This window comes from Kocuria marina, assembly GCA_014652975.1.
GTDB lineage: Bacteria > Actinomycetota > Actinomycetes > Actinomycetales > Micrococcaceae > Kocuria > Kocuria marina.
This window is the reverse complement of the sequence record BMZV01000008.1, coordinates 13,351-38,015: the sequence shown is the minus strand read 5'-3', so window position 1 is coordinate 38,015 and position 24,665 is coordinate 13,351. Positions and strand designations below refer to the sequence as shown.

Sequence of the window (24,665 nt, the reverse complement as noted above, 5' to 3'; positions counted from 1 at the left end):
GAACTGTTGAGGGTAGGGCTTGGGCACGGTGATCATCCTTCCAGGCCGACCCGCGTCGGCCAGCCAGGTGCGCCCACCTGTCCGAAGGGGCAACCAGACATCTTGCGACCCCGAGGTTGTTGCCAAAGGCGACACTGGATCGCGCCCGGGCAGCCGCGCGATACCGATGCTGGGGGATGAACAACCTGGGCAACGGTAGAAACTTGCCTGGAAATTGGGCTCATCCCGCAGTGTGGGTTGCATCAAAGAGAACGTGTACGTTCCGCGATCCTGGGGCTCCATCACTGCCGAATCCCCGCATTTCCAACACCGTCTACTAGCCATGCCAACAACATAGTCTTCACACCATCGCAGCACCCGCCCAGTCGCTATTTGGAGGCCCCTTGAAGATCGGTTACGCCCGTGTGAGCACCCGCGAACAGGCCGCGTCCCTGGACACCCAGCGCGCAGCCCTACAGGCCGCAGGTTGTGAACGCGTCTTCACAGACACGATCAGCGGTGCACGCTCCACCCGCCCCGCCCCGGCCTGGACGCAGCCCGCAGCCACCTGCGCGACGGCGATTCCCTGCTCGTCACCCGCATGGACCGGCTAGGCCGGTCCATGCGCGACACCGTGAACACCGCCGCCGAGCTGAACGAGGAAGGCGTGCGGCTGGTGCTGCTGGACATGGGCCTGGACACCGCCACCCGCGAGGGGCGGCTGATGGTGGGCATCCTCTCCGCCCTGGCGCAGCAGGAGCTAGAGACCATCCAGGAGCGCACCCGCGTAGGACTGGAACACGCCCGGGCACAGGGCCGCGTGGGCGGCCGCCCACCGAAGCTGAACCCCGCCCAGCGCGCGGCCGCGCTGGCCGCGCTACGTGGCGGGCTGTCCGTGTCCGACGTCGCGGCGCTGCACGGGGTGAGCCGGTGGACCATCACCCGCATACGCGACGCGGCCACCGAGGAAGCATGATTGCGCGACACAAGCCCGCCAGCGTGACGCGAACCGAAAAAGTGTGGCACTCTGGTGTCTATGTATTTGAAGGGTGCAAGACAGCAAGCACGGTCTGAGGACCCGCTTGTTCGCCTGACCTTCCGCATACCCCCGAGTCTCTATGGGGCGGTCACAGAAGCAGCACAGGAAGCACAGCTTTCCCGTACCGCGTGGATCGTCAGCATCTTGGCCCGTCACCTGAACCACCCCGAGCACGACCAGATCAGTCCACCCGCCCAAGACTGAAGGCGGCTCCCGAAGGAACCGCCTTCTAAGTCTTGAACACCGGCTCAACCGACCAAAGTTTCCCGGTGTTCCATACAACCGTCCGGATTAGTAAATGAACCTTGAAGCCATTCACCAGAGGTTGCTATGTCAACCTTAGCAGTCACGCGCGCGCCGGTACAGACGGCACAACGACCCACACGCACCCACCGTGGGCATCATCGCCCCGTCCCCGAGCTGCACACCCCGAACCCGCGCACGGGTCTGTCCTGGGCGTGTGAGCCCGCCGAGGGCGTCCAGGCGCGCATCCCGTGCTGGAACACCCGCAGCCAATGGCTGGAGCTGCTGCGCGCCGACCTCGACAGGGACGATGCCGTGACGGTGCTGCGCGCTCACCACGCGAGCCCGGTCACCGTCTACCGGGTCGCACGCATGGACGCGGCCGCCGCCGACACCACCACCGGGCGCAACGTGCGCACCGCGCACGCCACCGTGGCCCGTGCCCTCACCGTGTCCGTGGACGCCGTACGCCGCGCCCGGCGCGTGCTGCGCGATCTGGGCTGGTCGGTGGAGACCGTGCGCGGCCGGTACATGACCGCTACCGAACGAGAGAACGCCACCCGTGAAACCGGCTCCCACCAACGCCGTTTCGCCTCCACCCGGTGCCTCACGATCCCGGCACGAGTACAAGCCATGCACCCCTACCCCTGTGGGGTTAAGAAAAACCCTCTCAACCCTTCTCGACGTATACCTAGCACGCGCTGGCGCGCGACCGGTACGAGCAAAAATCAGCCAAGGAGCACACCGCTGACGCGGCAAACACCCCCGCTGGGGGTCCAGAAGATCGCCGCGCGGCTCGTGCAGCGGATGCCGTGGCTGGATCGCGGGCGCAGCGGTCACTTGATGGGGCTCTCCCGTGGCCTGGTGGCCTGCGGAGTGACCGAAGAATGGACCACCCAAGACCTCATGAACGCCGTCGAGGGCGATCACCAGGGTCTCGGGCTACTCACCCTGCCCCCCGACAGCCAGAAGAACCCCCGTGCACTACTGCTGCACCAGATCAAACGGGCCATCAGCAATCAAGAACCCCCGGCACGAGCACGCCAAACGGCCGAAACCGCCCGCCGCGAAGCACGGGCGGCCGAGGTCGCGCAGCGCGCGGCCGAGGCGAAGACGAAAACCACGATGCCCGCCTGGTTCCGCACCGCACTAGCTACAGCACAGGCCGCATCATCGGATATAACTTAGGCAACTTCCGGAAGGCAACCATGCTCATCACATTTGCGCTCCTGATGCCCCAAATCACATTGGCCATGGGGAGCGATATCGCCACCATCGTCGCCGCAGTGGGGACTCTACTTGCCGCCCTCTTTGCTCTGTGGGCCATCCGTCAGACCAGCAGCCTCACCAGGCAAAAAGCGCAGCCTTATGTAGCAGCCAGCTTGGAACCCCATCAGCACGTTCCATGGGTTATGGAGCTTGTTGTGGCCAACTACGGCCAGACCGCTGCCACGAATGTGCACATCACAATCGATCCTGAGCCCTTCCGAGTCGTCTTAGAGGATTCGGAGGACCCGGACGGTCCGACTAACGAGACCCCGCTGCTTTACCCGGAGACGCTCTCCGTACTGGTCCCTGGTCAGCGTTGGGGGACGACATGGGATTCCATTTTCATGCGTCACGAACACGACAAGCTGCCCACGCGGTACACCATCACACTCACGTATGACGGGATCGAGGGAGAGCGGCAGCCGCAGACCGAGTACGTCTTGGACTGGGAAATGTACTTGGCTCGTGGGCACCTGGGGTACAAGACCATGAGCAACATCGGGGATGACATCGCAGGTATCAAGAAAGCCATGGACAAGATGGTTGGTCCCAACCTGGTTCACGAGGTAATTTTGCGCGAGGCCGAGGACGGGAGTCATACACGGAAGAGCTCATAAGGAGCATCAGACGTAGGGCTACCGTGAGGCCATGCACGAGACCGAGGTAACCCGCTTCCGCTCCAAGATCGTTGCCGGCCCCGAGGCACACGACTGCTGGATATGGACCGGAGCCATCGGGGATGACGGATACGGCCGCTTCTGGACACCCACCGCCGCCGGCGGGCAGCGCATGATCCGCGCCCACCGCTACGCACTGGCCCTGGTGACCGGCAGCCTCGATGACCTGGACGAGTTCCACGTGTGCCACACCTGTGACAACCCCATCTGTGTGCGCGCAGAGGACGGGCCGTCCTCGCACCTTTACGCCGGGACCGCGGCCGAGAACATGGCCGACCGCTCACGCCGCGGGCATCACAACAAGCAGCCCGCCGCGGCGTTCTTCCGCTACGAGACCAAGCAAGAACGCGCGGCCACCGCGCGCGTGCTACGCGATCACGTGCGAGCCCACGGCTACGACCCCGAAGCCGTGGCCACGCTCCTTCGAGGCGTCGTCGCGGGTCAACAGTCCTTGTTCTAGTAGACACCCTCTTTACGTCGCAGCCATCGCCGCAGGTGCCGTCGTCGACGCCATCGACGTAGCCATCGCCGTATCCGTGTTTTCTGCAATCGACACCACCGCACCCAGATATTTCTCCGCCACCTACGCCGCAGTCGCCACAGTTTCCGTTGTCGATTCAACCGCTGTGCCATGCGCTTCTTCTCGCCTCTTGTGAGGGTCGAACGCGGTTTGCCCACCGGCCGAGTGAGAGCCGTACCCGGCCGCGGCACCAGGTGGTTGTCTCGATCCTCGAACTCGTTCGCTGATTCCCCCCAGCTGACCTCAAACGCGAACCCAAGATATATAACGGCAGCGACCGCGAGGATTGCCACCGAAGATACAGTGGTGCTCAGCTTCAGAGGGGCCAGAACGTCCTGGGGCAGCTGCCACCTCAACGCCCAGTACATCCCTTGGATCAGGAGGGACACGAAGGTGGCTAAGACGTTGATGAATGAGCCGTAGACCAGTAGATAGGCGAGCACCCACTTCCAAGACTCGCGATCAACGTAGAGCCTGGTGCTGCGGGCCAGCTCAGCATGTGCCCGATCAAAAACATGTGGTGACAGGGTCACATGATCTTTCGCCTCGTAGTCACGAAGGCGGCTGACAAAGTCCAGGTTCGCCAGTGGGCTGACCCCGTTTGGTAGGTCCGGTGGTTGTGTGAGTCGTCCTGTTGCCCGGGGGTCCGGGCAGTGAGACTGGTCAGATCATGACGAACAGCAGGAAGCGTCACACCTCGGAGCAGGTCGTCCGTAAGCTCGGGCAGGCCGACAGGATGCTCGCGGGCGGTAGCGACATCGCCGGGGTGTGTCGAGAGCTCGGAGTGTCCGAGCAGACGTACTACCGGTGGCGGAACCAGTACGGCGGGCTGAAGGCCGACGACGCGAAGCGGCTGAAGGAGCTCGAGAAGCAGAACGCCACGCTCAAGCGGCTGCTCGCCGAGGCAGAGCTCGAGAAGGCCGCGCTCAAGGAGCTGGCTGAGGGAAACTTCTAGGCCCGGGCAGGCGCCGCGCCGCCGTCGACCACCTCAAGCGCAAGCTGCGGGTGAGCGAACGAATGGCGTGCCGTCTGGCCGGGCTGAGCAGGTCCGCATACCGTCGCCCGCTCCAGGGTGAGACGACAGCCGACCCGGACCTGGCGTTGCGGGACTGGCTGCGGGCGTATGCGAAGAAGCACCCGCGGTGGGGATACCGCAGGGCCTACCACGATGCCCGCGGCGAGGGGTGGGTCGTGAACCACAAGAAGATCCAACGGCTCTGGCGCGAGGAAGGGCTGCGCGTCCCGCAGCGGCGTCGCCGCAAACGCGTTGGGTCTTCGACCGTCGACGCCCCGGCAGCGGTCGCACCGAACCTCGTGTGGGCGGTGGACTTCCAGTTCGACGCGGACGAGCAGGGCCGTCCGATCAAGATCTGCTCCATCGTCGACGAGCACACCCGCGAGTGCATCGGCGGGCTCGTCGAACGGTCGATCACCACGGACCGGCTCACCGCCCACCTCGAGGACCTCGTCGCCGTCCGCGGCGCCCCCGCGGTGCTCCGATCCGACAACGGCCCCGAGTTCATCAGCGACGCGATGGCCGACTGGGCCGGCACCCGCACCGGCCTGTTCTACATCCCGCCCGGCTCGCCCTGGCACAACGGGTACGTCGAGTCGTTCAACAGCAGGCTCCGCGACGAGTGCCTGAACATCAACAGCTTCTACTCGCTGCTCCACGCCCAGGTCGTGATCGGCGACTGGAAGACCGAATACAACCACGACCGCCGGCATTCATCGCTCGGCTACCTCGCACCCGTCGACTACGCTCGGCAATGCACCCATCAATCGGAAACCGACGACTCGCACAGCGACCGGACCGAATGAAGGGGGCGGCCCACCAGTACCTTCTTGCGTCGTCGCGAGTTGGTATTCAACACCGCCCGCAGTATCGCGATCAGCGCGGTGACAGTTGGAGCTACGGCAGCAATGCCTAGCGCGAGCCCTGGGTTGGGCGACGTCATGCAGGTCTCCTATTCGCGATGACAACACTCTGGTTTGGCCGGACAACCTGTGGCGTGACCGCCCAGCAACCCGAGCACACGGGTCACCATTGCGCCAGAAACTCTTTCCTGGTCTGTAGGCTTCGCCGCCGAGTCAGAAGGACGATGAACCCGATCAGCGTCCAAATCATGAAGACGACGGCAAACCAAAATGCTGGCAGCTGCCACAAGTACACTCCGGCAGGTGCCATTTCCGTGGAGAAGTTGCTCACCCCCATGCCGATCACGCCGCATGAGGTGAAGGCCAACACACGCCAGGGCTCTCCCTTTTGCTGAATGCGACTGAGAGCCCCAACCGCGAAGCGCAACTCCTTGCGTGCTACCTCTAAGTGCTTGTCCTCAACCGTGCTGTCATCGGTCCGACAGTGCAGATCGAGAAGTTCTTTCAGGTTGCTGACGCTGGCGGCCAGGTGTTGCGTTCTGACGGTCGGGCCACGCAGCACACCAACGCTGGCTAATACGGCGGCCACGGCCACAAGAACACTGAGCAGTTGAAGAACTGGACCCAGAGCCGACGTCATGGACGCGCACCGTCAGCGTCAGCAGACGCGATGGTTCGTTGGTTGCTCGCATGTTTCAGGTACTGGCCCACGCGCGCCGTGGTCAGTTCCAGCAGCTCGGCTATCTCCTTGTTCGACAGCCCGAGGTTTTTCATCGTCGCCACGTCTTCGGCCGCGTCCGCGCGGGGACCGTCCAGGGCGTCGAGCTGGGATTGGAGCTGCGCGATCTTCTCGCGCAGCTGGTCCTTCTCGTCTTCGGTTCCCAACGTCTTCGTGAAGAACGACTCCGAGGCCGCGAGCACCGCCCGCTCACGTTCAGCGCGCGCGGCCGCAGCCGCGCGCGCCTTCTCCCGAGCCGCAGTTTTCGTCGCTGACTTCCGTGGTGCTGCCATGTCCTTGTCCCTCTCCCTCACCTAGCGGCCACCTGCACCCCGCGCTGCGGGGCCCCGGCCTGGTGGTCTCGATTGTATCCAGTCGGCACGCTGCACCCAGGAAGACCTCCCCCGTTCCTCCTCCGGTCTCCTGTGCACAGCTCGCACCGGTGGGCAGGTTCGTGGCCGGCCTCTCTCGTTCCTCGCACCGGACAGGCCACGAACCTGCCCACCGGCGCGGCCTCATGGGCACAATCGCGGGCATCAGTAGATGCCCGGACTTCTCCTGGTCCTGCGCCATCTCGCTCGTGCCTCGCTCACTGACACAGGACCAATCAGACGTCACACCTCTTGCACTCAGTAACCCAAGGTGGGAATGAGCGTGTGAGACCGCGTGAATCCGCGTACTCTTGTGCCCATGATGACCGTCCATAAGCTCTCCACGGGCGACGGTCACCTCTACTACTCGCAGGAGGTGGCCTCGGGCGATCAGCTGCGCTCCGGGGACCGCGAGCTGGGTGATTACTACCAAGTGACGGGGATGCCCCCGGGCCAGTGGGTCGGCTCCGGCGTGTCGCATTTCGGGGTCGAAGGCGCGGTGACCGAGACGCAGATGGATGCGCTTTACGGTGACGGCTACTCCCCCATCGACCCGGCGCAGCTCACCGAGCAGCAGAACGCGGCACGCACCAAAACCGAAGAAGCGGTGCGCGTGAAGTACGCCCGCGAGGCGTACACGGCACTGTCCCAGTACCGGCCGGGAGAGCCGAACCTGGACGTGATCCAGGGGCTGGGGACCACCCGCTCATCGTTCTACCGGATGCTGGACCGCCACCGCGAGCTGGGCAACTTCGAGCGCTTCACGGCCGCCCACGAGTCCGGCGACGAACAGGCATTCATCGACGGCTACGTGATGACCAAGGCCCAATCCCAGGCGGCGACCGCGGCCGGTAAAGAGGCCATCGCGCAAGGCAACAAGGACTGGAAGGACGCGACCCGGCTGGGCAAGAAGCCGGGCGAGTACAAGCAGGAACCGGCCAACGACTTCACCCGTGCGCTGGACGAGGAGCACCGCCGCCACTTCAAGACCCACGACGCTCCCCCGACCGAGGCACAGCGCAAGGAGATACGCAACCGGGTCGCCGGGGCCATGTTCCGCGACACCCACGGCCGGGACGCTTCCGGGGTGGAGCTGGCAACATTCATCGCCAACAACACCACCGCCCGGCAGCAGTCAGTGGCCGGTTTCGACCTCGTGTTCACCCCCACCAAATCCGTGTCGATGGCCTGGGGCTTGGGCGATGCGAACCTGCGGACCGGCATCGAAGCCGCGCATGAGGCGGCCATCGCAGACGTCGTGTCCTACCTGGAGAACCACGCGATCTACGCCCGTCGCGGCCGCGGTGGCGTGGAGCAGATCGACACGGACCGGGGCCTGGTGGCCACGAAGTTCCGGCACTATGACTCACGCCACGGTGACCCGAACCTGCACGATCACCTCGTTCTCGCCAACCGGGTCAAGGGTACTGATGGGAAGTGGTCCACCCTCGATGGGCGGATGATCCACCAGTACGGAGTAGCCGCCTCCGAGCTGTACAACTCGCGGATCATGCACCACATCCACGACCGTCTGGGCCTGGAATTCGTCCCCACCCCAGCCCGTGGGAAGCAGATTTTTGAGCTCGCCGGGATCACCCGTGGTGAGGTCGCCGCGTTCTCCGCACGCTCCACCTCGATCAAGGAAACCTTGGCTGAGGTGGAAGCAGCGTTCATTGCGGACCACGGCCACGCGCCCACCGCGAAGCAGCGCATCGCCTTGGCCCAGCAGGCGACCTTGGCCACCCGCCCGGCCAAAGACGGCCCGCACTCCTTGGCGCAGCTCAACGAATCGTGGCGGTCCAAAGCCGCCACCGTGACCCCGAACCTGCCCACCGGTGAGGCCCTGGCCGAGCACTTGCGCGCCGCTTCTACAGCCCGCGCAGGTGAGGTCACGGTCGCCGCCGCGGCACTGGAAGCGACCCCCGAGCACGAGCGTGTGGCCGCGATCATCGACCGGCTCTCCGCCACCCGTTCCACCTGGCGCGCCTCGAACATCGAGGCCGAGACGCTGCGCTACTACCGGGAGGCGACCGGGGGCGCGACCGCCGACCATGAGGCCATCACCGCCACCGTGGAGGCCGTGAAAGCGGCGTCGGTGTCGATGACTCCAAGCCTGAACGTGGCCCTTCCCGCCGACCGTGAGCTGCGGCGCGCGGACGGGTCCTCCATCTATGAGACCGCTAACCGGGAGGTGTTCACCTCTCAGGGGATCATCGCCTCCGAGACCTACCTGCTGGACGCGGCGATCACCTCACAGGTGATCCCCGCGGCCACCGGCGAGGTGTTCACCGGCCAGTTGGCCGCCGCCCGTGAGGCGGGCGCGCAGCTCTCGCACGCGCAGGCGAGGATGGCGCGTGAGTTCGTGACCAGTGACCGGCTGCTGGCGCTGGGGATCGGTCCGGCCGGTGCCGGTAAGACCTCCCTGACCCGTCTCGTGGTGGACACCGCGACCGCCTCGGGGCACCAGGTGTTCGGGGTCGCACCGACGGCTGCGGCCGCCGATGTGATGGGCGAGTCGATGGGGATCACCGCCACCACCGTGGACGCCTTCCTGATGGCCGAGCGCAGCCCGTTGGGTGTCGGGGATGTGCTGATGGTGGACGAGATCGGGATGGTCGCCACTCCGAAACTCGCCCAGTTGGTGGCCACCGCCGAAGCGGCCGGGGCCGTGGTCCGTGGTGTTGGTGATGACCGGCAGCTGGCGGCCATCGGTTCCGGGGGCGCGCTGCGGATGATCGACAACGCCGCGCCGTTGTCCCGGTTGGATGAGGTCTACCGCTTCCGCAACCCCAACGACCCGGGACAGGTGAACGAGGCCGAGGTCGCCGCGTCCCTGGCGTTGCGCGAGCCACCCGTCACCGGGGAGGACCGCCCGTTCCAGTGGTACGTGGCCAACGGCCGGGTGCGCGCCGGGGAGGAAGACACGGTGCTGCGCGAGGTGTTCACCGGGTGGGTCACGGACACCGAGGCCGGGCGCAACTCGATGATGATTGCCCCCACCAACGCCCAGGTGGCGGCGTTGAACGAGATGGCACAGGCCCGTGCGCTGCACCTGGGGCGGCTGCTGACCAGCGCGCACACCACCACCGAGGCCGACGTCACGATCTACACCGGGGACCGGGTGGTGACCCGGCGCAACAACCGGACCCTGGCGCTGAACCAGGGCAAGGATTTCGTGAAGAACGGGGACATCTGGGACGTCGCCCGCGTCCACGACGACGGGTCGCTGACCCTAACCCACACCACCCACGGTGGGAAGATCACCGTGCCCGCCGCCTACGTGACCCAGAACGTGGAGCTGGGCTACGCGGCCACGATCAACCGCGCCCAAGGTGCCACCGTGGACACCGCCCACACCGTGCTGGATGCCTCCACCGACCGGGCCGGGGCCTACGTGGGTGCGACCCGCGGGCAGTTCGGCAACCACCTGTACGTCGTCACCGGGGAGAACAGCACCCGGGATGAGGTGCTGGACTCCATCACCGGCGCCTATGAAACGAACCTGTCCGTGCACGAGCAGGTGGGGCGGCTGCGGGCCGAGAACCGGTCCGTGGCCGAACGTGTGGGCCTCTACACCGCGCTCACCGACCAGGCCCGGTCCCAGGCGATGGAACACGCCGCCATCGAAGCCGTAGGGATCACCCGCGCCGCGCAGTTGCGCGCAGCCCCGGCGTGGGGTGCGCTGGCCACGGAACTGGCCAACGCCACCGAGGCCGGCCTGGAACCGGCCGCGCTGCTGGCACGAGCGCACTCCCAACGGAACTTCGCGGACTCCGCCGATGACGCCGCGGTGCTGCACTGGCGCGTGAAGGGACTGCGCGCCGAGAACGAGACGCTGCACGACACCACCGGACCCCGGCCGTTCGCGGCGATCCCCGACGAGCACCTGGACCGACTGGAAGCCACCGCCCGCGCACGCGCCGCGCAGAAACCCACCGAGAAGCCCACCGAGAAGTCCGCTGCGGCGGTGGAAGACCCGAACTGGCACACCCGCCCGCACGCGCTGGAAACCACTGAGCACCTACGCTCACGCCGGGCCGGGATGGCCGAGGCCGCTACCGCCCACGACTCCGCGGAATACCGGTGGGAGCTGGCCTCCATCGACGCGGAACTGTCCCGGCGTGCGTTCATCTCCCCCGCCCAGAAAGCCGTGGAGGAAACCGCGCGCGGGGAACGCCCCCGGGCGGAAAGCGGGGGCACCCTGGCCGAAGGACTGGCCCAGGAGAAAGCGATCCGCGCCGCGGCCCTGCCCACCACCGGGCACGCCCTGGCAGACCAGGAGCTGGACACGCTCACGCACGGGATTAGTGGGCACACCGCGGGCACCTACTGGCTCCAGCACCGGCACACCCCCGAGGCGATGCGCACGATCCTGGACGCCCACCACACCGACATCGGAGAACTGGCGGTGCTGCGCGGCAAGCAGCTCGCGGCCGAGAAACCGACGTGGGTTGAGGCGTTGGGTGAGGTGCCCGCGAACCCGACCAACGCCGCCCGGTGGTACCGGGTCGCCGGGGAAGTGGACGCCTACCGGGAGACCTACCGGATCACGGAAGACACACCGATCCCGAAGCAGTACGCCGAGTCCGAGCGCGGCCAGTACCTTACGGGGCAGATCACCGATGTGCACAAGCGCGGGGCGCTCTCGCACAGACCCGGCCCGGACCCGGAGCAGGTGGAGACCACCGCGGCCACCGCCACCAGTGAGCGCACCCACCACGAGAGGGCCACCCCGGCCGAGGTCGCGGTGACCGTCACCACCGAGGAAAGGACGCGAGCCGTGGAAAACCTGTGGGATGTCGTGGAACGCGACTACAAGGCCGAGCAGAGCGCCCACGCCCAGCGCGACACCGCGCACGAGGCCCTGGAAGCGGCACGGGCGAAGGTCCAGGACTCCACCGGCCAGCGCGAGACCATCGCCCAGCAGCTGATCCAGACCGCGCGGGCGGACTACGCCCCCGTGGAGGCCGCCGCCGCCCGTGTGGAGGCCGCGAACTTCTTCACCCGTTCCGCCCGCGAAGCCGACTACCAGCAAGCCGTGAGGGACTACCGGGACCAGTACGGGCAGGACACTCCCCCGGGCCGTGACGACGAGCAGTGGTTGGAGCACCACCATGACTACGCCGCCGCCCAGAGCCAGGTCACCGAGGACCGCGGGCAGCTGGCCACCGCGGAGACCGCGGCCGCGGCCGCCGAACGCCAGGCGGAGACGGCCACGGCCACGCGGGAGCAGTCCTATCAGGACTACGCCACCGCCCGCGACGAGAACCCGCGCACCCGCGTGGGCACCTCACGGATGGACGGCGAGCAGATGGTCCGAGCTACCGACCTCCAGGCCACGATGGACAAGCACCACCTCGCGGCCGGGACACGTCCTGGCGATGCCCGGGAGAACAGCCGGGCCGCGGCCGCACGATCCCCCCGGCCCTCCCAGACCGCGGACACCCGTACTACCCGCAGCGTTCAACAGCACCACGCCCAGCAGACCCACCGCCGCGGCCGAAGCCTCTAACCACGCGCAAGGGATCAGTACCAGCCCGGTTCCCAGTCCGCTGCAACAGCAGGGAATCCCGCTGCCTCCAGCTCCTGCCCGGTGACGTCCAAGATGCGGCGTGTTTCGCGCGGTCGGTGACCCGCGGAGCAATCCCTGAATACCCCAGTCTGTGGATCGAACAGCGCCTTAGCGTGCAAGTCCCAGTGATGTACCCACCAGTCAGACATCTCGCCCTTATCGCGCGACACGAGGTACTGCTGGTGCAGCGCCCTGAACCGAGCCACAGCTTCGGGGTGCTCCCACCACTGCGGACAGAACATCCCGCCTTGTGTCGCGGGGTACTCCATAATTGCCAGGGTTGCTTGAATCCACTCGCCAAAATTGGGGGGCTCCTGCTCAACCTCGGCCCTCTCGGCCGCCACGCTCTCAGTTTCCGGCAAATTATCCGACATCGATTAGATCCTTGTCCTCGGGTCCAGTGGATTTGAGCCCCATCTTCAAGCGCCGCATTCGGGGCTCTATCTTTTGCGTCAGTTGTTCATCCTTGAACCAGTAATGCGAAGCCACGATACCCCCGCCACCGTCACTTGTGCGTACATACATCGTGCCGGGTGAAAGGTTCGACAAATCAGCGGCAGACAAAATCTCGCGTCGCTGAATCTGATCTGAACTACTCCTCCCGTGCCCAGAACGCGCATTGTAAGAAGAAGAATGAATTGTGACCTTGTGGTCGTAATGCCCGATTATCTTGGACAACGACGACACGAAGTCTTCCTCGGTGCCACCGCCGCCATAAACCAAGACAGAAGCGGCCCCGATAAGTTCATTCATCCCCTCTTTGCCAAACTGTTTGCGACCCTGGGAGACCGATTGAAAGTACGAGCTGATGATAATTCCCAGTGACCCGGCGAACGAATACCACTCTGGCAGTTCGGGCAGAATTACGGTATTGCCCACCTCGTCTAATTCCATCACCAACGGCACCCGCAGCCGCCCGTTTGAGCCAGCCAGCGCCTCCCTTTGCGCGCTACGGAATACGTCCCACACGAGGCTCGACACCAGTGCGGAGGTGGCGCCGGCTGTCCGGCTGCCCAGCAAGATGAGGGTGTCGGTACTTGTGGCGAAAGCCACTGGATCGAACACACGGTGGTGATCGTTCACGGGGCGGATGGAGGCCAAGTAGTCCTCGTGCTCGAACGGCGAAGCACACCGTTGAGCGGTGGCCCACACTGATCCACGGGTCTCCACTGGCTGCCGTTTCAGGCCCCGCAAGGTAGCCGCCTGGTTCGCAAAGCCGTGTTCATCGAGGATCGCTGCTGGCTCGTCCTCATCTGTCGTCATCGCCCACCGGAAGACATCGCGGTCATTCTTGCCGGAGACATTGGCGGCCAGCAAAAGTGATCCAATGATTTTCGATCCCATCAGATCAAAATGGGCATTCGGGTTTCCTTCTTTACTGCCCTCCCCGTGGGTCGCAGCTTCGAAAATCGCCCCCACCTTTTCAGCATCCATGCTGTTCCGCACCATGCCGATGATGTTGAAATGATCGGTGCTCGGCTCCTTGCGGTCGAGTATGTTGGTTGGATCGAAAATCCACACGTTGCCGTGGAACATGCGCGCCGCGAAAACCTCCCAAACACCATCAGCTTTGTTGGAGGTCATCACAAGAGCGCCGGGAGCGTCGAACGCATGGGGCACAACTTGAGTTGTTGTTTTGCCCCGCCCGGGCGCGTGTATCTGGACACTACACTGCCGCCATCCCTGAAAAATTGGACTGGAGTTTACGGAGCCGAGCTTCAACCCAGGCCCAATGCCCTCGCTCTCCGGGTGCAGGTTAGTCCGAGCATCTTTGACTCTTGCCTCGGTTTGAGAATGACTGAATGACGACCTATTGCCGAGTCGCTTGTTCGCCATCTTCTCTGGGGTCTTTTTTGTGTTGGGCCAGAACCAAGCAGCTACAGCTATAACACACAAAATCACAACCACCAGGGCGAATATTGCTGGAAGCGAAGCGATGTCGAACATTGTTTTCCCCTTGCCCGGTGCAGTTTATGCCATTTCCCGTTCTAGCCGGTGTGCCGCCATACTGTTGGCCCATGCTTCGTTGGTGTCGTGGATTTGCCGTTCCTTGCGTGTGAGGTTCATATAGAACGGGCTCCCTGTGGTCTCACCAAGCTTCAAGAGAAAGCGGCCACGGCCTGGCGGGGGCAAGGTGCGGTTCGTTTTCGGATCAACACCCCCCTCCGCGGACAAGGAAACCAGTAGGTCTTGCTCCTTCTGGGACATCGGAACGACCTGGGTCAAGTCCGTCATCTCGTTACGAGCCAGCCCACCGAACACCTTGACCGAAGACCGTTCCAGGAACCCCGTAGCGATGGATGTCAACGCTGGCGTGGACAGCTGTAGATCCTTCATGCTGTGTGTGATCAGAACCTGTCCCAACCCCTTTGTGCGGTTGAGCTTGGTCAACGCGTTTACGCGGTGCACAAGCTGCTCGTCCGCGCTGAGAACCTGCCACAGCTCGTCCATAATCATCAGATGGTGGCGTTCTGGGATGAGACCTTCCGAGGCCAAATCCTTCAAGGCCGAGGCCCCTGCTTGTCCGTAGCTCCAGCACACGAGCTGCACAGCGGCGCGCAACGTTCCGTTGGCTTCGTCGATGGCTGACACATCGAACGAAACGCTGCGGTCTAGGCGCATCGGTTCCGACGTCTCACGGCAGAACACATCACCGAACGGCCCTTCCGGGCCAAGGGAGTTCAAACCGCGTTGGAGTGTTTCGGTGAGCTCGAAGTATTTTCGATTTCGCGTGTTCTCGTCCAGCTCCGGATCGAAGACGAGCATGTCGATGATGTCTCTGGGAGGATCGCGCAGCACGTCCTGGACGTCGGACACCAAAGGCTGCCGGTCCTCCGCTTCTGCCTTGTCCGAGGCATGGCGGATCGCCATAGAGAGCACGGTGCCCTCGTTCTTCTTTTCCGTCAGAACATCGCCCAGCGCAAGCTCCACCAGACCACGCAGGGTGTTCAAGCGCCGGTTGTGAATCTCGGACCGCTGGGCGGCCTGCATCTTCGGAGGAAGCTGCCCCAGCAGCGCCCACGCAGGCCCGGCGTCGAGCGGGTTGATCGCAGACAGGCCAGGCGCGACCGTGAGGACTTGACCGCCAGTCTCCTTCACGACGCCGGCATAATCGGGCTTCAGGTCACCGAGCACCAGGATCAAGAATCCGGCGTCTATGAGTGCCAGCGCCCAGCGAACCGCGATGGTCGATTTTCCGCGTCCGTTTAGGGCCATGATGAAACCAGACGGAGCCGAGACAATGCCCTTGATGTACAGGCTGATTGGATCACCGCAAGTGATCTGTCCGTTGATCGTGTTGCGTCCGAGGGGAGCACCCACCAGTGGTGAGGAAGCAGCCCCACAGAACGGCCACAGGCCCGCCGTCTGGCGTGAGGTGGCCTGATACTCCACGGGTGCCTCAACCCATCCGCACGCGCCACCCTCGGGGCGTTCGTAGCCATATTTTGTCAGCGTCGGGACCTTCTTCTCCCGAGCTTCCAGCATCTCGTTCTGCTGGCCGTCTTTGTTCTTTCCCCAGCCGAAGGCAACCCCATCGACCAACTTGTCTACCAGTGACACGGTGCTTCTCCTTCTCAGACGCTCTCACGCAGTGTGTTCGACAAGCGGGTGAAGTCCTTGGGGACCGAACCGATGCCAAGCCCGAACGCGAAGGCCGCATCATCCGAGTATTCGCAGTCTCGCAAGCGCAACTGGATGCCCGACACCGCCTGGTCTCGTAAAATCGCTTCGACTCGGGGGAACTTCGCGGGATCATCCACTGTCGCCGTGACCACCAACCCAAAACGCACCATCGCGGCGCCTTCGGCTTGCTCGCGTTCGCTGTACTCTGCCTTCTCCAACGCCACCCGCTTGATCTGGGATGACTTCTGGCCCTTCTGGTTGTTTCCGAACCTGGCGTTCGTCACCTGATCCTGCACGGCCTTCTGCGACATCCCCGGGCTCATCGGGCGAAACAGCAGCGTCACACGCTTCTGCTCGAACACTCCATGCGCTGAGAGCAGCCCCGCCAACCCCGTTTCACGAAAATTCGCAGCGGGAGGCTGATACATCTGCCAGGACTTCGAGAAATAGCCAGCGTGCTCCCACCAGCCAGGCGTGAGCTTCGCATTCGTCGGACCGACCTCGCCCCACGTCAGTCCTGTACCTTCACCGGCCAAACGGGCGGTCTCGACGGCAGGTGCCACCGCTGGGTTATATGCGGTGTGAACCTGGTCCACCACATCCTCCATGCCCAGCACGCTCACGGTGCCACCAGAGGCGACTTTGAGCTGAGCCAGCATCCCGGGCAGCAGCGTGGAGATGTCTTCCGCCAAGTCTTCTTTGGTCCGCGGGCCTGTCCCGGCGTCGCGGTTCGGCCGCGCCGTGAACGTGGCCGCCACCCACTGGTCGATCTTCGGCACGCCCTGGTTCAGATCATGAACAATCTCATCCATCGCCTCACGGGCAAATTCCGGGGTGTCGTGGACCTGGGACTGCTCCCTGGTCACTCGAACGGCATCCGGCAACCTGTTCCCCGGGTCACGGGTCGCCTGTGTGGTTGCAGCGACCTGGACCAGCGATGAGGACACCCCCGCCTCGCGCTGGAAGATGCCCCATTGGTCCACCATGAGGTCGATGGACCCTTGATCCAGCAGACCCATGCCCGGGGACTGCACGCTGAAAATCACCGTTCCTGTTCGGTTGGCGGGATTCCAGATCATGGCTCTTTCGGTGTTCGCTCCCGCAGGTGTCGTTCCCACCAATTCCGTCCGGGCAAGAATTCCCACCGGGGGAAAGTCTCCGGAGGGCAGCTGAGATGTGGGACCGGCTGCGTAGGTCGTGGAACCTGTTTTCTCTGCCTTCTTGAAGTGGTGTTTTGCCAGCAGCTCCTCGAACTTTTTACGGCCCTGTCGGCCGTCCAAGGAAATGGCGATCATGGCACCCACGCCAAGAACCACGATGGCTGTCTGAACCCAAATCCCCAATGGCATGGTTATGAACACCAAGACGGCGAGAATAACGCCGATGATGGTAGCGAGAGCTGATAACCCAAGCACACCTTCTTTGCGTGGGTTAGTGATGTTTCCGTACATCCTGATGCGGTGCTGCGCGTGATCTGACATGAGTTCTCTCGGTCCTTAGCGTTCAACATTTTCAAGGTCTTGAATGTGTCGCCCGGCAGACGTCGCGGTGAACCTGCCTGCCTCGGCTAGTGCGCGGGCCATGTTCGGAGACATCACGTTCCCCGAATCCCTCGATCCCGTGGGCGCTGCGGCAGAACCGCCTCCGCCACCACCAACGGGAGCTGCGCTAGCGTGCTCTCCTCCGCTGGAGCTGACACCAGACCCGGAATCAGGAACCGATCCGCCGCTGGCACTGGACTCACCTCTGGGGGATGATTCGCCCACTGATCCCGATGCCGCGCTACTCCCCGAGGTCCCGCCTGGGGCGCTGCTGTTGGTGGCCCCACCGCTTCCGCTGGCCCCGTTGCTCCCAGTGGCCGGTGAATCTGAACCGGCGGTGGACGCCGAAGCAGCACCCGAGGCTGGGCTGCCAGCCCCTGCATCCGAAGCGGAGGCCGAGCCGCCGCGTTCCTGGCTCCCACTGGAACCCATCGAGGGCCCACTTTGGTGGGAAGCGCCCGGAGAACTGGACCCGCCGCCCGACGACATAGAGCCGCCCGACGACATAGAGGAGGCTCCCCCGAGGGCGTTGCCTCCACCCGTCGCTGCTCCCTCACTGCCGCCACCGAGAGCAGTGCCAGCACTACCGAGACCGGCGCTGCCTCCACCAGCTGACGCCGCACTGGCGCCGGTAGCGGCACCGCCTCCCACGGCCGCGGCGAGGCCCAACGAGCCCACAGCTATGGCACCAGCACCGGCTGCAATCGCCCCACCCGCGCCTACGCCACGGGCCTGATCGGTTGTTGCCACCGTCACAATCTTGATGAGCGCCGGCAGTGCCAGACACGCCATGATGATGACGACCATGCCTGAGATGAGCGAAATCAATTCGGCAAAGGCATCACCCTTTTGATCGTCTGACACCATGCCCTTGATCCACAGCGAACCAACACCGTAGATGATGGCCGCGGTCGGTTTGTAAAGAACGGCGGCGAAAATCCAACCCATCACCTTCCAGAAACGTTCTTTTCCTGCCTGTGTCTGTGATTGCGCAGCGAAGATCGGCAGCAGACCAACGAGAACAGCCACCATGCCGTAACTAAAGATCACGAACAGCGCGTTTACTACGGAGGCCAAGGCGGCCACCAAAACCAGAATCACCGAGACGATGGCGAGCCCAATAACAAATTTTCCGCTTTGATCGCCGGGCATGATGGCGAGCATCGTGTACAGCGATGTGCGTTCGTCATCACCTTGGCCAGTGATGTTACTCAGTAGCCACGGAGACACTGCATCACTAGCTTTCAGCAGATATGTGGCGGCCGTGCCACCGATAGCGGTTACCGCTACCGTTGAGAACATTGCCATCACAAGGTCTACTGAGGCGTCTTTTGAGTGCGTCCTTACAACTCGCACGATGCCAAACGCTGTGCCAATGATCCCCGCAACCGCCACAAAGTAGATGGTGCTGTTCTGAACCGCGGCCGCTGGGGAGCCTTCGCCCATTCCCGGTCCCGAGATACCGAGCCACCATTCGGAGATGCCGTCGAGGACTACTTGCAGGGCGCCGAGAAGGGACTTGAGCAGCCATCGCATGGCCGCATCGAGTCCCTTTTCAATGAGCCCCCCGATACCATCTGTGAGCCACCCCGGCATCAGGCACTCCAGGTAACGGCCGAGTCAGATGTGGTGGTCATCTGCAACTCCATTGGCTTGTCCGCAGACACGGGGTCCAGCTTCCAGTCACCGTCTTGCCACACCATCGTGAGACCGAAGGTGCCGCTGAGAACGCTGTCTGACTGCCCGTAAAGGAGCACGTGCACCTTGTCGGCGCTCTCCTCCTGGATTTCGTACCCGCGCAGCTGCGCGGAGCCCTCGCTGCCCGGCGATTCCGTTACGTAACCCTCCCCCGTCGGCGCGGGTGTCTTGGGCTTCTTGCCGTCCGCGATGATCTGGTCCCGCACCTTGCCCGCGGCATAGACACTCTTGGTGTCTTCCTCCGAGGCGTTCTTCTGCTCGTCCTTGGTGGGTCCAGCCAGGTAATCCGTCGCGGCGAACAACGCCCCTGCCGTGTTGTGCGCGTGTCCGACCTTCCACCCCGAACTCAGGTCTTGGCAGCCGCCGAACTTCGCGGACACCGGGTAGCGAACCCCGTCTTTGCCCGGTGCCCACGAGTCCGTCTCAGGTGCCTTCTTGCTGACAGACGATGTGTCCCCGTGGTCAAGATCGGATTGGCAGGCATAGGCGTAGTCCTCCGTGGGCTGATGGCTGCACCCGGACACTGCCAGCAAGCTCGCAAGGCCCACCGTCACGGCGGCCACGGATCGGTTGCGCGTCTTCGTCTTGTTCACTGGTCGTTCCCTTCTGTCATCGCTGGATGTGCTGGTGGGTCGGCGCTTAGATGCCCACGACGTTCTGCCAGACCACGCCCACGACGGTCAGCGCCGCGCCGCCCAGCAACGGCCAGAGGGGAGCGGTGATCTCCTGGTCACCAGAACGTCGGGCCTTGGCAGCCGTGACGATCCCGATGATGAAGTAGATGAACAGCACGAACGCCGCTATGTACAGAGCCCAGCCCACGAGGGTGGTCACGAAATCGAACCCGGGGGGTTGCGTGGGCGTGCCGTCGATCGCCAACGCCGGGGAGGTGCCGCCCACGACGAGGGCGGAGCTGAGGGCAACGGCGGCAGGGAGGCGGTGCTTCTTGGTGGTGGTTGAGGGCATGGCGTTCTCCTTGTGCTGGTGGTGTGCGGGGTTGCTGGTCGAGTACATAGACGCGGGCACTGCTCACTCCTTTTCTGCGGTGGGTACTGGGTTGGCCCAGGCATTGAGCGTTTTCACCATGTAGGTGAACCGCCGCTTATGTGCCCAGGAAGCCGTCACGGGGCCGTCAACGTCGGGCCATCGCCGTTCATATCGGACCTCGAAAGATCGGGGATACAGGCGTGCCACACGCTTGGCGTAGTTGCGGGTCTCAGGTGAGACATCTTCGGGTCTGCGGTGGTGTACCAGAACCAACCCCCGCAGGGTGTTCGCCGCGTCATCGACGCGCAGCCGCTCCGCAGCTGCAAGTGAATGGCGCGTCACTGCGGCCACGACAACACTCGCAGCGTCTTGCGCCGGGGCCGACTCTCCAGTGTCGATCACTCGATCCGAGCACGCGGCGGCGATGGTACTGACTCCCACTCCCCCACTAGCTCCAACAAGATTCAGATGCTCGGTGTCCGGTGCTTCCCGGTAGGTTTCTTCCCCCGATTCATGGTCGTTCGAGACCATGTGCGTAGCGCCCATCATCATGAGCTGGTCCCCAAGAATCGGGGATCGGTCCAAATCCGGTTCGGCTTCTACCGTCGTCACTGGACGGACGAACGGGTTGGACCGCTCTTGCATCGTCGGCTCTCGATCCTTGCTGCGGGACTTCTTCCCTGCCATCACTCGTTTCCTTGCTGTCATCGTCGTTGCCCCCTGTATCTCAGCCACTTACTCCCCCTCCTTCGGATTCGTCGGCAGACCGTACACGCTGGTGGCCGCAGGGTCCGATGGATCAGCGGCTACCACAATCGCTGTGTTCTGCTTGCTCACGGCCGCGGGATACGCCTTCGTCTTGGTGCCCGTGGCCACGGTCTTTCCTTTCGGGTCCAGCAGCTCAGACTCCTTCTGCGATGACCGAACCGCGCGCCCCCCGCCGATATGGGCTTCCGAACCCACCTGCACGAGAGCCTCGTTCGTCACCCAGATACCGCGGGCCAGGAACGAACCCGTGGAACGATCCACTTCCGGGGCCGTTGCCGCGGCCGCTGACGAACCCTTGAAGGCTGCGGTGTGAATCCGCGATATCGAGGTGGCGTTGCCTTTTCGCCCCACCTTGGAGCTGGACCACTCCGTAGCCGTTCCCTTCTTCGCCTGGCACAGCACGGTGTCGAAAGAGCCGGTGCACGATTCCACAGGCGAGGTCTTGCCGTCCTTGCCGGCGACGCCGGCGATGGTGGCCGGCTTGGGCAGCTTGGCGCTGTCTTCGGTGAGCGACCACACCCGTGCTGAGGGGCCGTCCGTACTCGCCGCCGTCACGGCACCGTTTGCCGCCCCAGCAATCTCCGAGCCCGCGGGCATGGTTCGTTTCATCCACTCGCCGCTGTCCGTCAGCACATGCACCACCGGCGAGGAGGGCGTCATCTTCACCGGGTCGCCGTACCCAAACTCGATCTGCCCGTCCTTGGGCATCGACGTGGCGGTGACCTGCCGCGAGGACGTGTCCAACAGGGACACGGCCTTGCCGTCTGTGACCGCGATCAACGTGTCGGTCATGGGAGCGAACTCGGAGACCTCCATGCCCGCGTCCGTGCTCCACTTTGGTTCGCCCGTGTTGGGGTCAAGGGCACTGATCTTTCTTCCCGCGGGCGCCAGCAGCACATCATCGAAGATCACCGGCTGCGCGCGCTGGTTGATGCTCTGGTGCCACCCGGCATACGTCCCCCACCCTGGAGGTGCTTGCACCGGCAACTGTGCTGGTGCCGCGTGGTACGGCTCAGGTTGAGCCTCCGGCTCGTCACGGAACACGCCGGACACAGGCACCGCGACTGCCACCGCCAACAAGCCCGCAGTTGCCACATATGCCGCCGTCCGCCGATTCAGCGGCCCGCGACCGCGAGCACCGTAACGGTCCCGATCCCGTCCGCCTCCCAGACGTGCGTACCAGGGCTGATTCTCCGGTTCAGGATGCGCCACCACTTCGTACTGGCCCGGTTCCCCGTTGTAGGACGACAGTTCTTGCAGCTCCCCCAAATCGACATCTGCGACGAGCTCGAACGTGGCGTCATCGTCGGCCGCGTCAGTGGCGACCACTTTGCACACCCGCAGACCAAGCGTCTGCGATGCTTTCAACGCGGCCGGTTCTGCCACCTCAAACAGCGATTGGTTCTCGTCGCGAGCGAATTCTTCATAGACCCCGGGGGCTTCCACGATCACCTGGTCCGCCGTAGCGCGCAGACTGATGACGGGGAACCTCGGGACTTTCACGACGTTACGAGTTTCCGCGCTGCTCTTGTTCATGAGCTTCATGCCTTGTCCAGCTCCTCGGTCGTCGTGGTTTGCGTACCCACGACGAGCCATTGCCCGCTATGTTTCTCCAGGTAGATGATCTGCTGATCCCGACCGCCTGGGATGTCTGTCGAACCGTCACGAGTCTTCCAATGCCAGGAGGTGGTGATGCCGCGCACTGCCTTATCAGCAGCCACGTCTCGGTCCACATCCCCAGCTGTGGGAGCTGCCTCTGGCACCGAATAGCCTTCGTGCTTCGCGGCCTTTCCGAACTGCGCTTGCAGTGTGTTGCGCGCCGCGGAACCCTTCTTCTGCTGGTCGTACCAGGACACGCTCATGAGGTCTTTGGCGCGCAGCACGCCCGTCATCGTGTTCTCGTCCAGTGTTGAATCCCAGCAGTGCCCGATGCTCGCGTAGGCACGCGCAGTCGCGGAGGCGTCCGAACGATCCACGTTCCTGGCGGTCGGGCATGAGCCATCCGCGAGGTCACGTGTGGTGGAGGCCGACGTCGTTGCGCTGGTCGTTACGGGTTCCGGTTCGGAGGCATCAGAGCATCCCGTGGCGCACAGCAGCACCAAGGCAAGAGGAACAAACCGTCTCATTTCACCCATGCGCCCTTCTCCTTCAAAATCGGTTCCGGGTCGATATTGCACCCGTCATAAGGAAAGTTCATGCCACCATTTTTCCCGGCACCACAGTTGGGCCTATACACCTCGAAATGCAGGTGAGCGGCTGCGCCACTGGGGTTACCTCCCATGAATCCGGATTCGACGCCAATTTGTTTTCCGCGCTTGATCTTTTCGCCCTTCTTCACGTCTAGAGATTTCATGTGGCAGAACGCGACCTGGAACCCGGGTTTGGAATCCATTTTCCCCATCACACAGTGATCGTTGGGAAGCGTCCCCGTCACGGTTATGTCCGTGGGGGCGATGATTGGTGCACCGCCCCCGGCGCTGAGGTCCACACCCATATGGTTCTGCGCCCAAGAGGGAAGACCGGGCACGTTCCGCCCGCCGTACCCACTCGTGAACTGACCCCCGGGCAGCGGTATTGTCCACTCCCCCTTGCCCAAATCACCGTTCCACGACTTGCCACCCTCAACCGCCTTGCACTCGCCAGAGAACGACATCTGAGCGGAGCCTGTGATCTTGGAGACGTAGTCCTGCGTCTCCTGGAATGGAGGAATGCCCTTGGCCTTCTGTACAGCCACCGGGCCAGCGTTGTACGCCGCAAGGGTCAGCCGCACGAGTTTGTTCGCGTCATCCCCGGCCAACGATTTCACTTCCCCGCGCAGTGCCTTCATGTAGCGGCCGTAAGCCGCCATCGAGTCCTCGATGTCGTGGATGTCGCCACCCTGACCGTAGAGAGCCCACGTTTCCGGGGTGAACTGCGCTGGCCCCTGGGCACCCGCCTTTGAGCCCGCTTGCGTGTCGAAGTTGGACTCGACCTTGATTTGAGCGGCCACTGTCTGCTCGGGGAGACCGGATACCTTCGCGGCCTTCTTGATGGGCTCCTGAAACGCCTTGGGCACGTTGATGGTCTTCCCACCGTCGTTCGCAGAGACGGCATCCGCGCACCCTTCGCTTTCGTCCAAGCTGAGCTGCCCGGCGATGCCGCCAGCCAGCACCGCCACGAGGAGAGGCACGCCCAAGACCACAGCGATCAGCGCAGCGACGATCAAACAACCGAGACCGCCCACTACCCCGGCGCCCTTGCCCATTGCCCCGCTGCCAGACTCAGCCATGCCTCATCACCTCCTGTATCCTCATCGGCAAGCTATACAACATTTTATCACGGTATTGTTGTTCAATTGCATGAACCTCTAGACGTTGCATGTGATGAGAAACTGGGAGGGTGCCCTTCATGATGAAAATCCCTGGTCAGAGCGAGGAGGTTCATGCCGCCGTGCAAGTGCTTGGCAACACGCTGCGCGTGGCCATCCTCAGCCATCTCTCCACCGGTCCCGCTACACGTGCGGCGATCAGCGATGCGCTAGGGGTCACCGAGCAGAGCCTGTCGCGGCAGATGGCCTTCTTAGAAGACAAAGGAGTGGTGGGCACCGATGTGCTCCCCGGCCGCGGCCGCCCCACTCTCCACCATCTGCAATCTGCCCGTCTCAACCAGTTAGAACGTGCGCTAGTCGCCTATCTCCACCCAAGCTCGTAAGGCTACGCACCGCAGGCGGTTTCGACGATCCACGCATCACAACATGCAAACGCATCCATTCTAGACTGCCCCCCCCCCCCGAGCAGTGACG

21 protein-coding genes are annotated in these 24,665 nt (G+C 63.8%); 8 read left to right on the top strand and 13 right to left on the bottom strand.

Going from position 1 to position 24,665, the window contains the following annotated elements:
* The first annotated feature begins 404 nt into the window (after positions 1 to 404).
* The 6 genes from IE157_RS13025 (at position 405) to IE157_RS12405 (ending at position 5,548) form a co-directional block, all read left to right on the top strand.
* Positions 405 to 593, top strand: a complete 189-nt coding sequence (locus tag IE157_RS13025) for a recombinase family protein (protein WP_318281485.1) — start codon at positions 405 to 407, stop codon at positions 591 to 593.
* On the top strand, positions 581 to 955 hold the full coding sequence (locus IE157_RS12425; RefSeq protein WP_368809840.1) for a recombinase family protein: 375 nt from the start codon (positions 581 to 583) through the stop codon (positions 953 to 955). The genes IE157_RS13025 and IE157_RS12425 overlap by 13 nt, the downstream gene beginning before the upstream one ends.
* Positions 956 to 1,576: 621 nt before the next feature.
* On the top strand, positions 1,577 to 2,449 hold the full coding sequence (locus IE157_RS12420; protein WP_193520136.1) for a hypothetical protein: 873 nt from the start codon (positions 1,577 to 1,579) through the stop codon (positions 2,447 to 2,449).
* Between the two features lie 20 nt (positions 2,450 to 2,469).
* Positions 2,470 to 3,147, top strand: a complete 678-nt coding sequence (locus IE157_RS12415; protein ID WP_193520135.1) for a hypothetical protein — start codon at positions 2,470 to 2,472, stop codon at positions 3,145 to 3,147.
* Positions 3,148 to 3,178: 31 nt separating this feature from the next.
* Positions 3,179 to 3,667 (top strand): hypothetical protein, encoded by a 489-nt coding sequence (locus IE157_RS12410; protein ID WP_193520134.1) that lies wholly within the window; start codon positions 3,179 to 3,181, stop codon positions 3,665 to 3,667.
* A gap of 730 nt (positions 3,668 to 4,397) precedes the next feature.
* Positions 4,398 to 5,548, top strand: a protein-coding gene (locus tag IE157_RS12405) for an IS3-like element ISAar43 family transposase (RefSeq protein ID WP_193520133.1) whose coding sequence is annotated in 2 segments (ribosomal slippage) — positions 4,398 to 4,668 and positions 4,668 to 5,548 — 1,152 coding nt in all. Because the reading frame shifts where the segments join, the coding sequence is not laid out codon by codon here.
* Positions 5,549 to 5,768: 220 nt separating this feature from the next.
* On the opposite strand, the gene IE157_RS12400 is transcribed toward IE157_RS12405, so the two are convergent.
* Positions 5,769 to 6,245: a hypothetical protein gene (locus IE157_RS12400; protein WP_193520132.1), complete on the bottom strand. Its 477-nt coding sequence runs from the start codon at positions 6,243 to 6,245 to the stop codon at positions 5,769 to 5,771.
* Positions 6,242 to 6,616: a hypothetical protein gene (locus IE157_RS12395; protein WP_193520131.1), complete on the bottom strand. Its 375-nt coding sequence runs from the start codon at positions 6,614 to 6,616 to the stop codon at positions 6,242 to 6,244. Before IE157_RS12395 ends, IE157_RS12400 begins: the two co-directional genes overlap by 4 nt.
* Positions 6,617 to 7,013: 397 nt before the next feature.
* Here IE157_RS12395 and mobF point away from each other — a divergent pair, with 397 nt between their 5' ends.
* Complete coding sequence (gene mobF / locus IE157_RS12390; protein ID WP_193520130.1) at positions 7,014 to 12,206, top strand: MobF family relaxase; 5,193 nt, start codon at positions 7,014 to 7,016, stop codon at positions 12,204 to 12,206.
* A gap of 14 nt (positions 12,207 to 12,220) precedes the next feature.
* Here the strand turns inward: mobF and IE157_RS12385 are convergent, their stop codons facing one another.
* The 11 genes from IE157_RS12385 to IE157_RS12335 all read right to left on the bottom strand — a co-directional run bounded on the left by IE157_RS12385 (position 12,221) and on the right by IE157_RS12335 (position 24,152).
* Complete coding sequence (locus IE157_RS12385) at positions 12,221 to 12,640, bottom strand: DUF4913 domain-containing protein (RefSeq protein ID WP_193520129.1); 420 nt, start codon at positions 12,638 to 12,640, stop codon at positions 12,221 to 12,223.
* Positions 12,630 to 14,213, bottom strand: a complete 1,584-nt coding sequence (locus IE157_RS12380; RefSeq protein ID WP_193520128.1) for a type IV secretory system conjugative DNA transfer family protein — start codon at positions 14,211 to 14,213, stop codon at positions 12,630 to 12,632. Before IE157_RS12380 ends, IE157_RS12385 begins: the two co-directional genes overlap by 11 nt.
* A 24-nt stretch (positions 14,214 to 14,237) precedes the next feature.
* Entirely contained in the window at positions 14,238 to 15,827 is a 1,590-nt protein-coding gene (locus tag IE157_RS12375) for a hypothetical protein (RefSeq protein ID WP_193520127.1), read from the bottom strand.
* 14 nt (positions 15,828 to 15,841) lie between these two features.
* Positions 15,842 to 17,371 (bottom strand): SCO6880 family protein, encoded by a 1,530-nt coding sequence (locus tag IE157_RS12370; RefSeq protein WP_193520126.1) that lies wholly within the window; start codon positions 17,369 to 17,371, stop codon positions 15,842 to 15,844.
* A gap of 15 nt (positions 17,372 to 17,386) precedes the next feature.
* Positions 17,387 to 19,027, bottom strand: a complete 1,641-nt coding sequence (locus IE157_RS12365) for a hypothetical protein (RefSeq protein ID WP_193520125.1) — start codon at positions 19,025 to 19,027, stop codon at positions 17,387 to 17,389.
* On the bottom strand, positions 19,027 to 19,722 hold the full coding sequence (locus tag IE157_RS12360) for a hypothetical protein (RefSeq protein WP_193520124.1): 696 nt from the start codon (positions 19,720 to 19,722) through the stop codon (positions 19,027 to 19,029). The genes IE157_RS12365 and IE157_RS12360 overlap by 1 nt, the downstream gene beginning before the upstream one ends.
* Before the next feature lie 46 nt (positions 19,723 to 19,768).
* On the bottom strand, positions 19,769 to 20,095 hold the full coding sequence (locus tag IE157_RS12355; RefSeq protein ID WP_156960966.1) for a hypothetical protein: 327 nt from the start codon (positions 20,093 to 20,095) through the stop codon (positions 19,769 to 19,771).
* 63 nt (positions 20,096 to 20,158) lie between these two features.
* A complete protein-coding gene (locus IE157_RS12350) occupies positions 20,159 to 20,851 on the bottom strand; it encodes a DUF6668 family protein (protein ID WP_193520123.1) in 693 nt (230 codons plus the stop codon).
* A complete protein-coding gene (locus IE157_RS12345) occupies positions 20,852 to 22,429 on the bottom strand; it encodes a PQQ-binding-like beta-propeller repeat protein (protein WP_193520122.1) in 1,578 nt (525 codons plus the stop codon).
* Positions 22,426 to 23,019: a hypothetical protein gene (locus IE157_RS12340; protein ID WP_193520121.1), complete on the bottom strand. Its 594-nt coding sequence runs from the start codon at positions 23,017 to 23,019 to the stop codon at positions 22,426 to 22,428. The genes IE157_RS12345 and IE157_RS12340 overlap by 4 nt, the downstream gene beginning before the upstream one ends.
* Complete coding sequence (locus IE157_RS12335; protein ID WP_318281481.1) at positions 23,007 to 24,152, bottom strand: peptidoglycan DD-metalloendopeptidase family protein; 1,146 nt, start codon at positions 24,150 to 24,152, stop codon at positions 23,007 to 23,009. Before IE157_RS12335 ends, IE157_RS12340 begins: the two co-directional genes overlap by 13 nt.
* A 119-nt stretch (positions 24,153 to 24,271) precedes the next feature.
* On the opposite strand from IE157_RS12335, the gene IE157_RS12330 reads away from it, so the two are divergent.
* Positions 24,272 to 24,574 carry an ArsR/SmtB family transcription factor gene (locus tag IE157_RS12330; RefSeq protein WP_193520120.1) on the top strand — a complete coding sequence of 101 codons (303 nt, stop codon included), beginning with the start codon at positions 24,272 to 24,274 and terminating at the stop codon, positions 24,572 to 24,574.
* Positions 24,575 to 24,665: the final 91 nt, after the last annotated feature.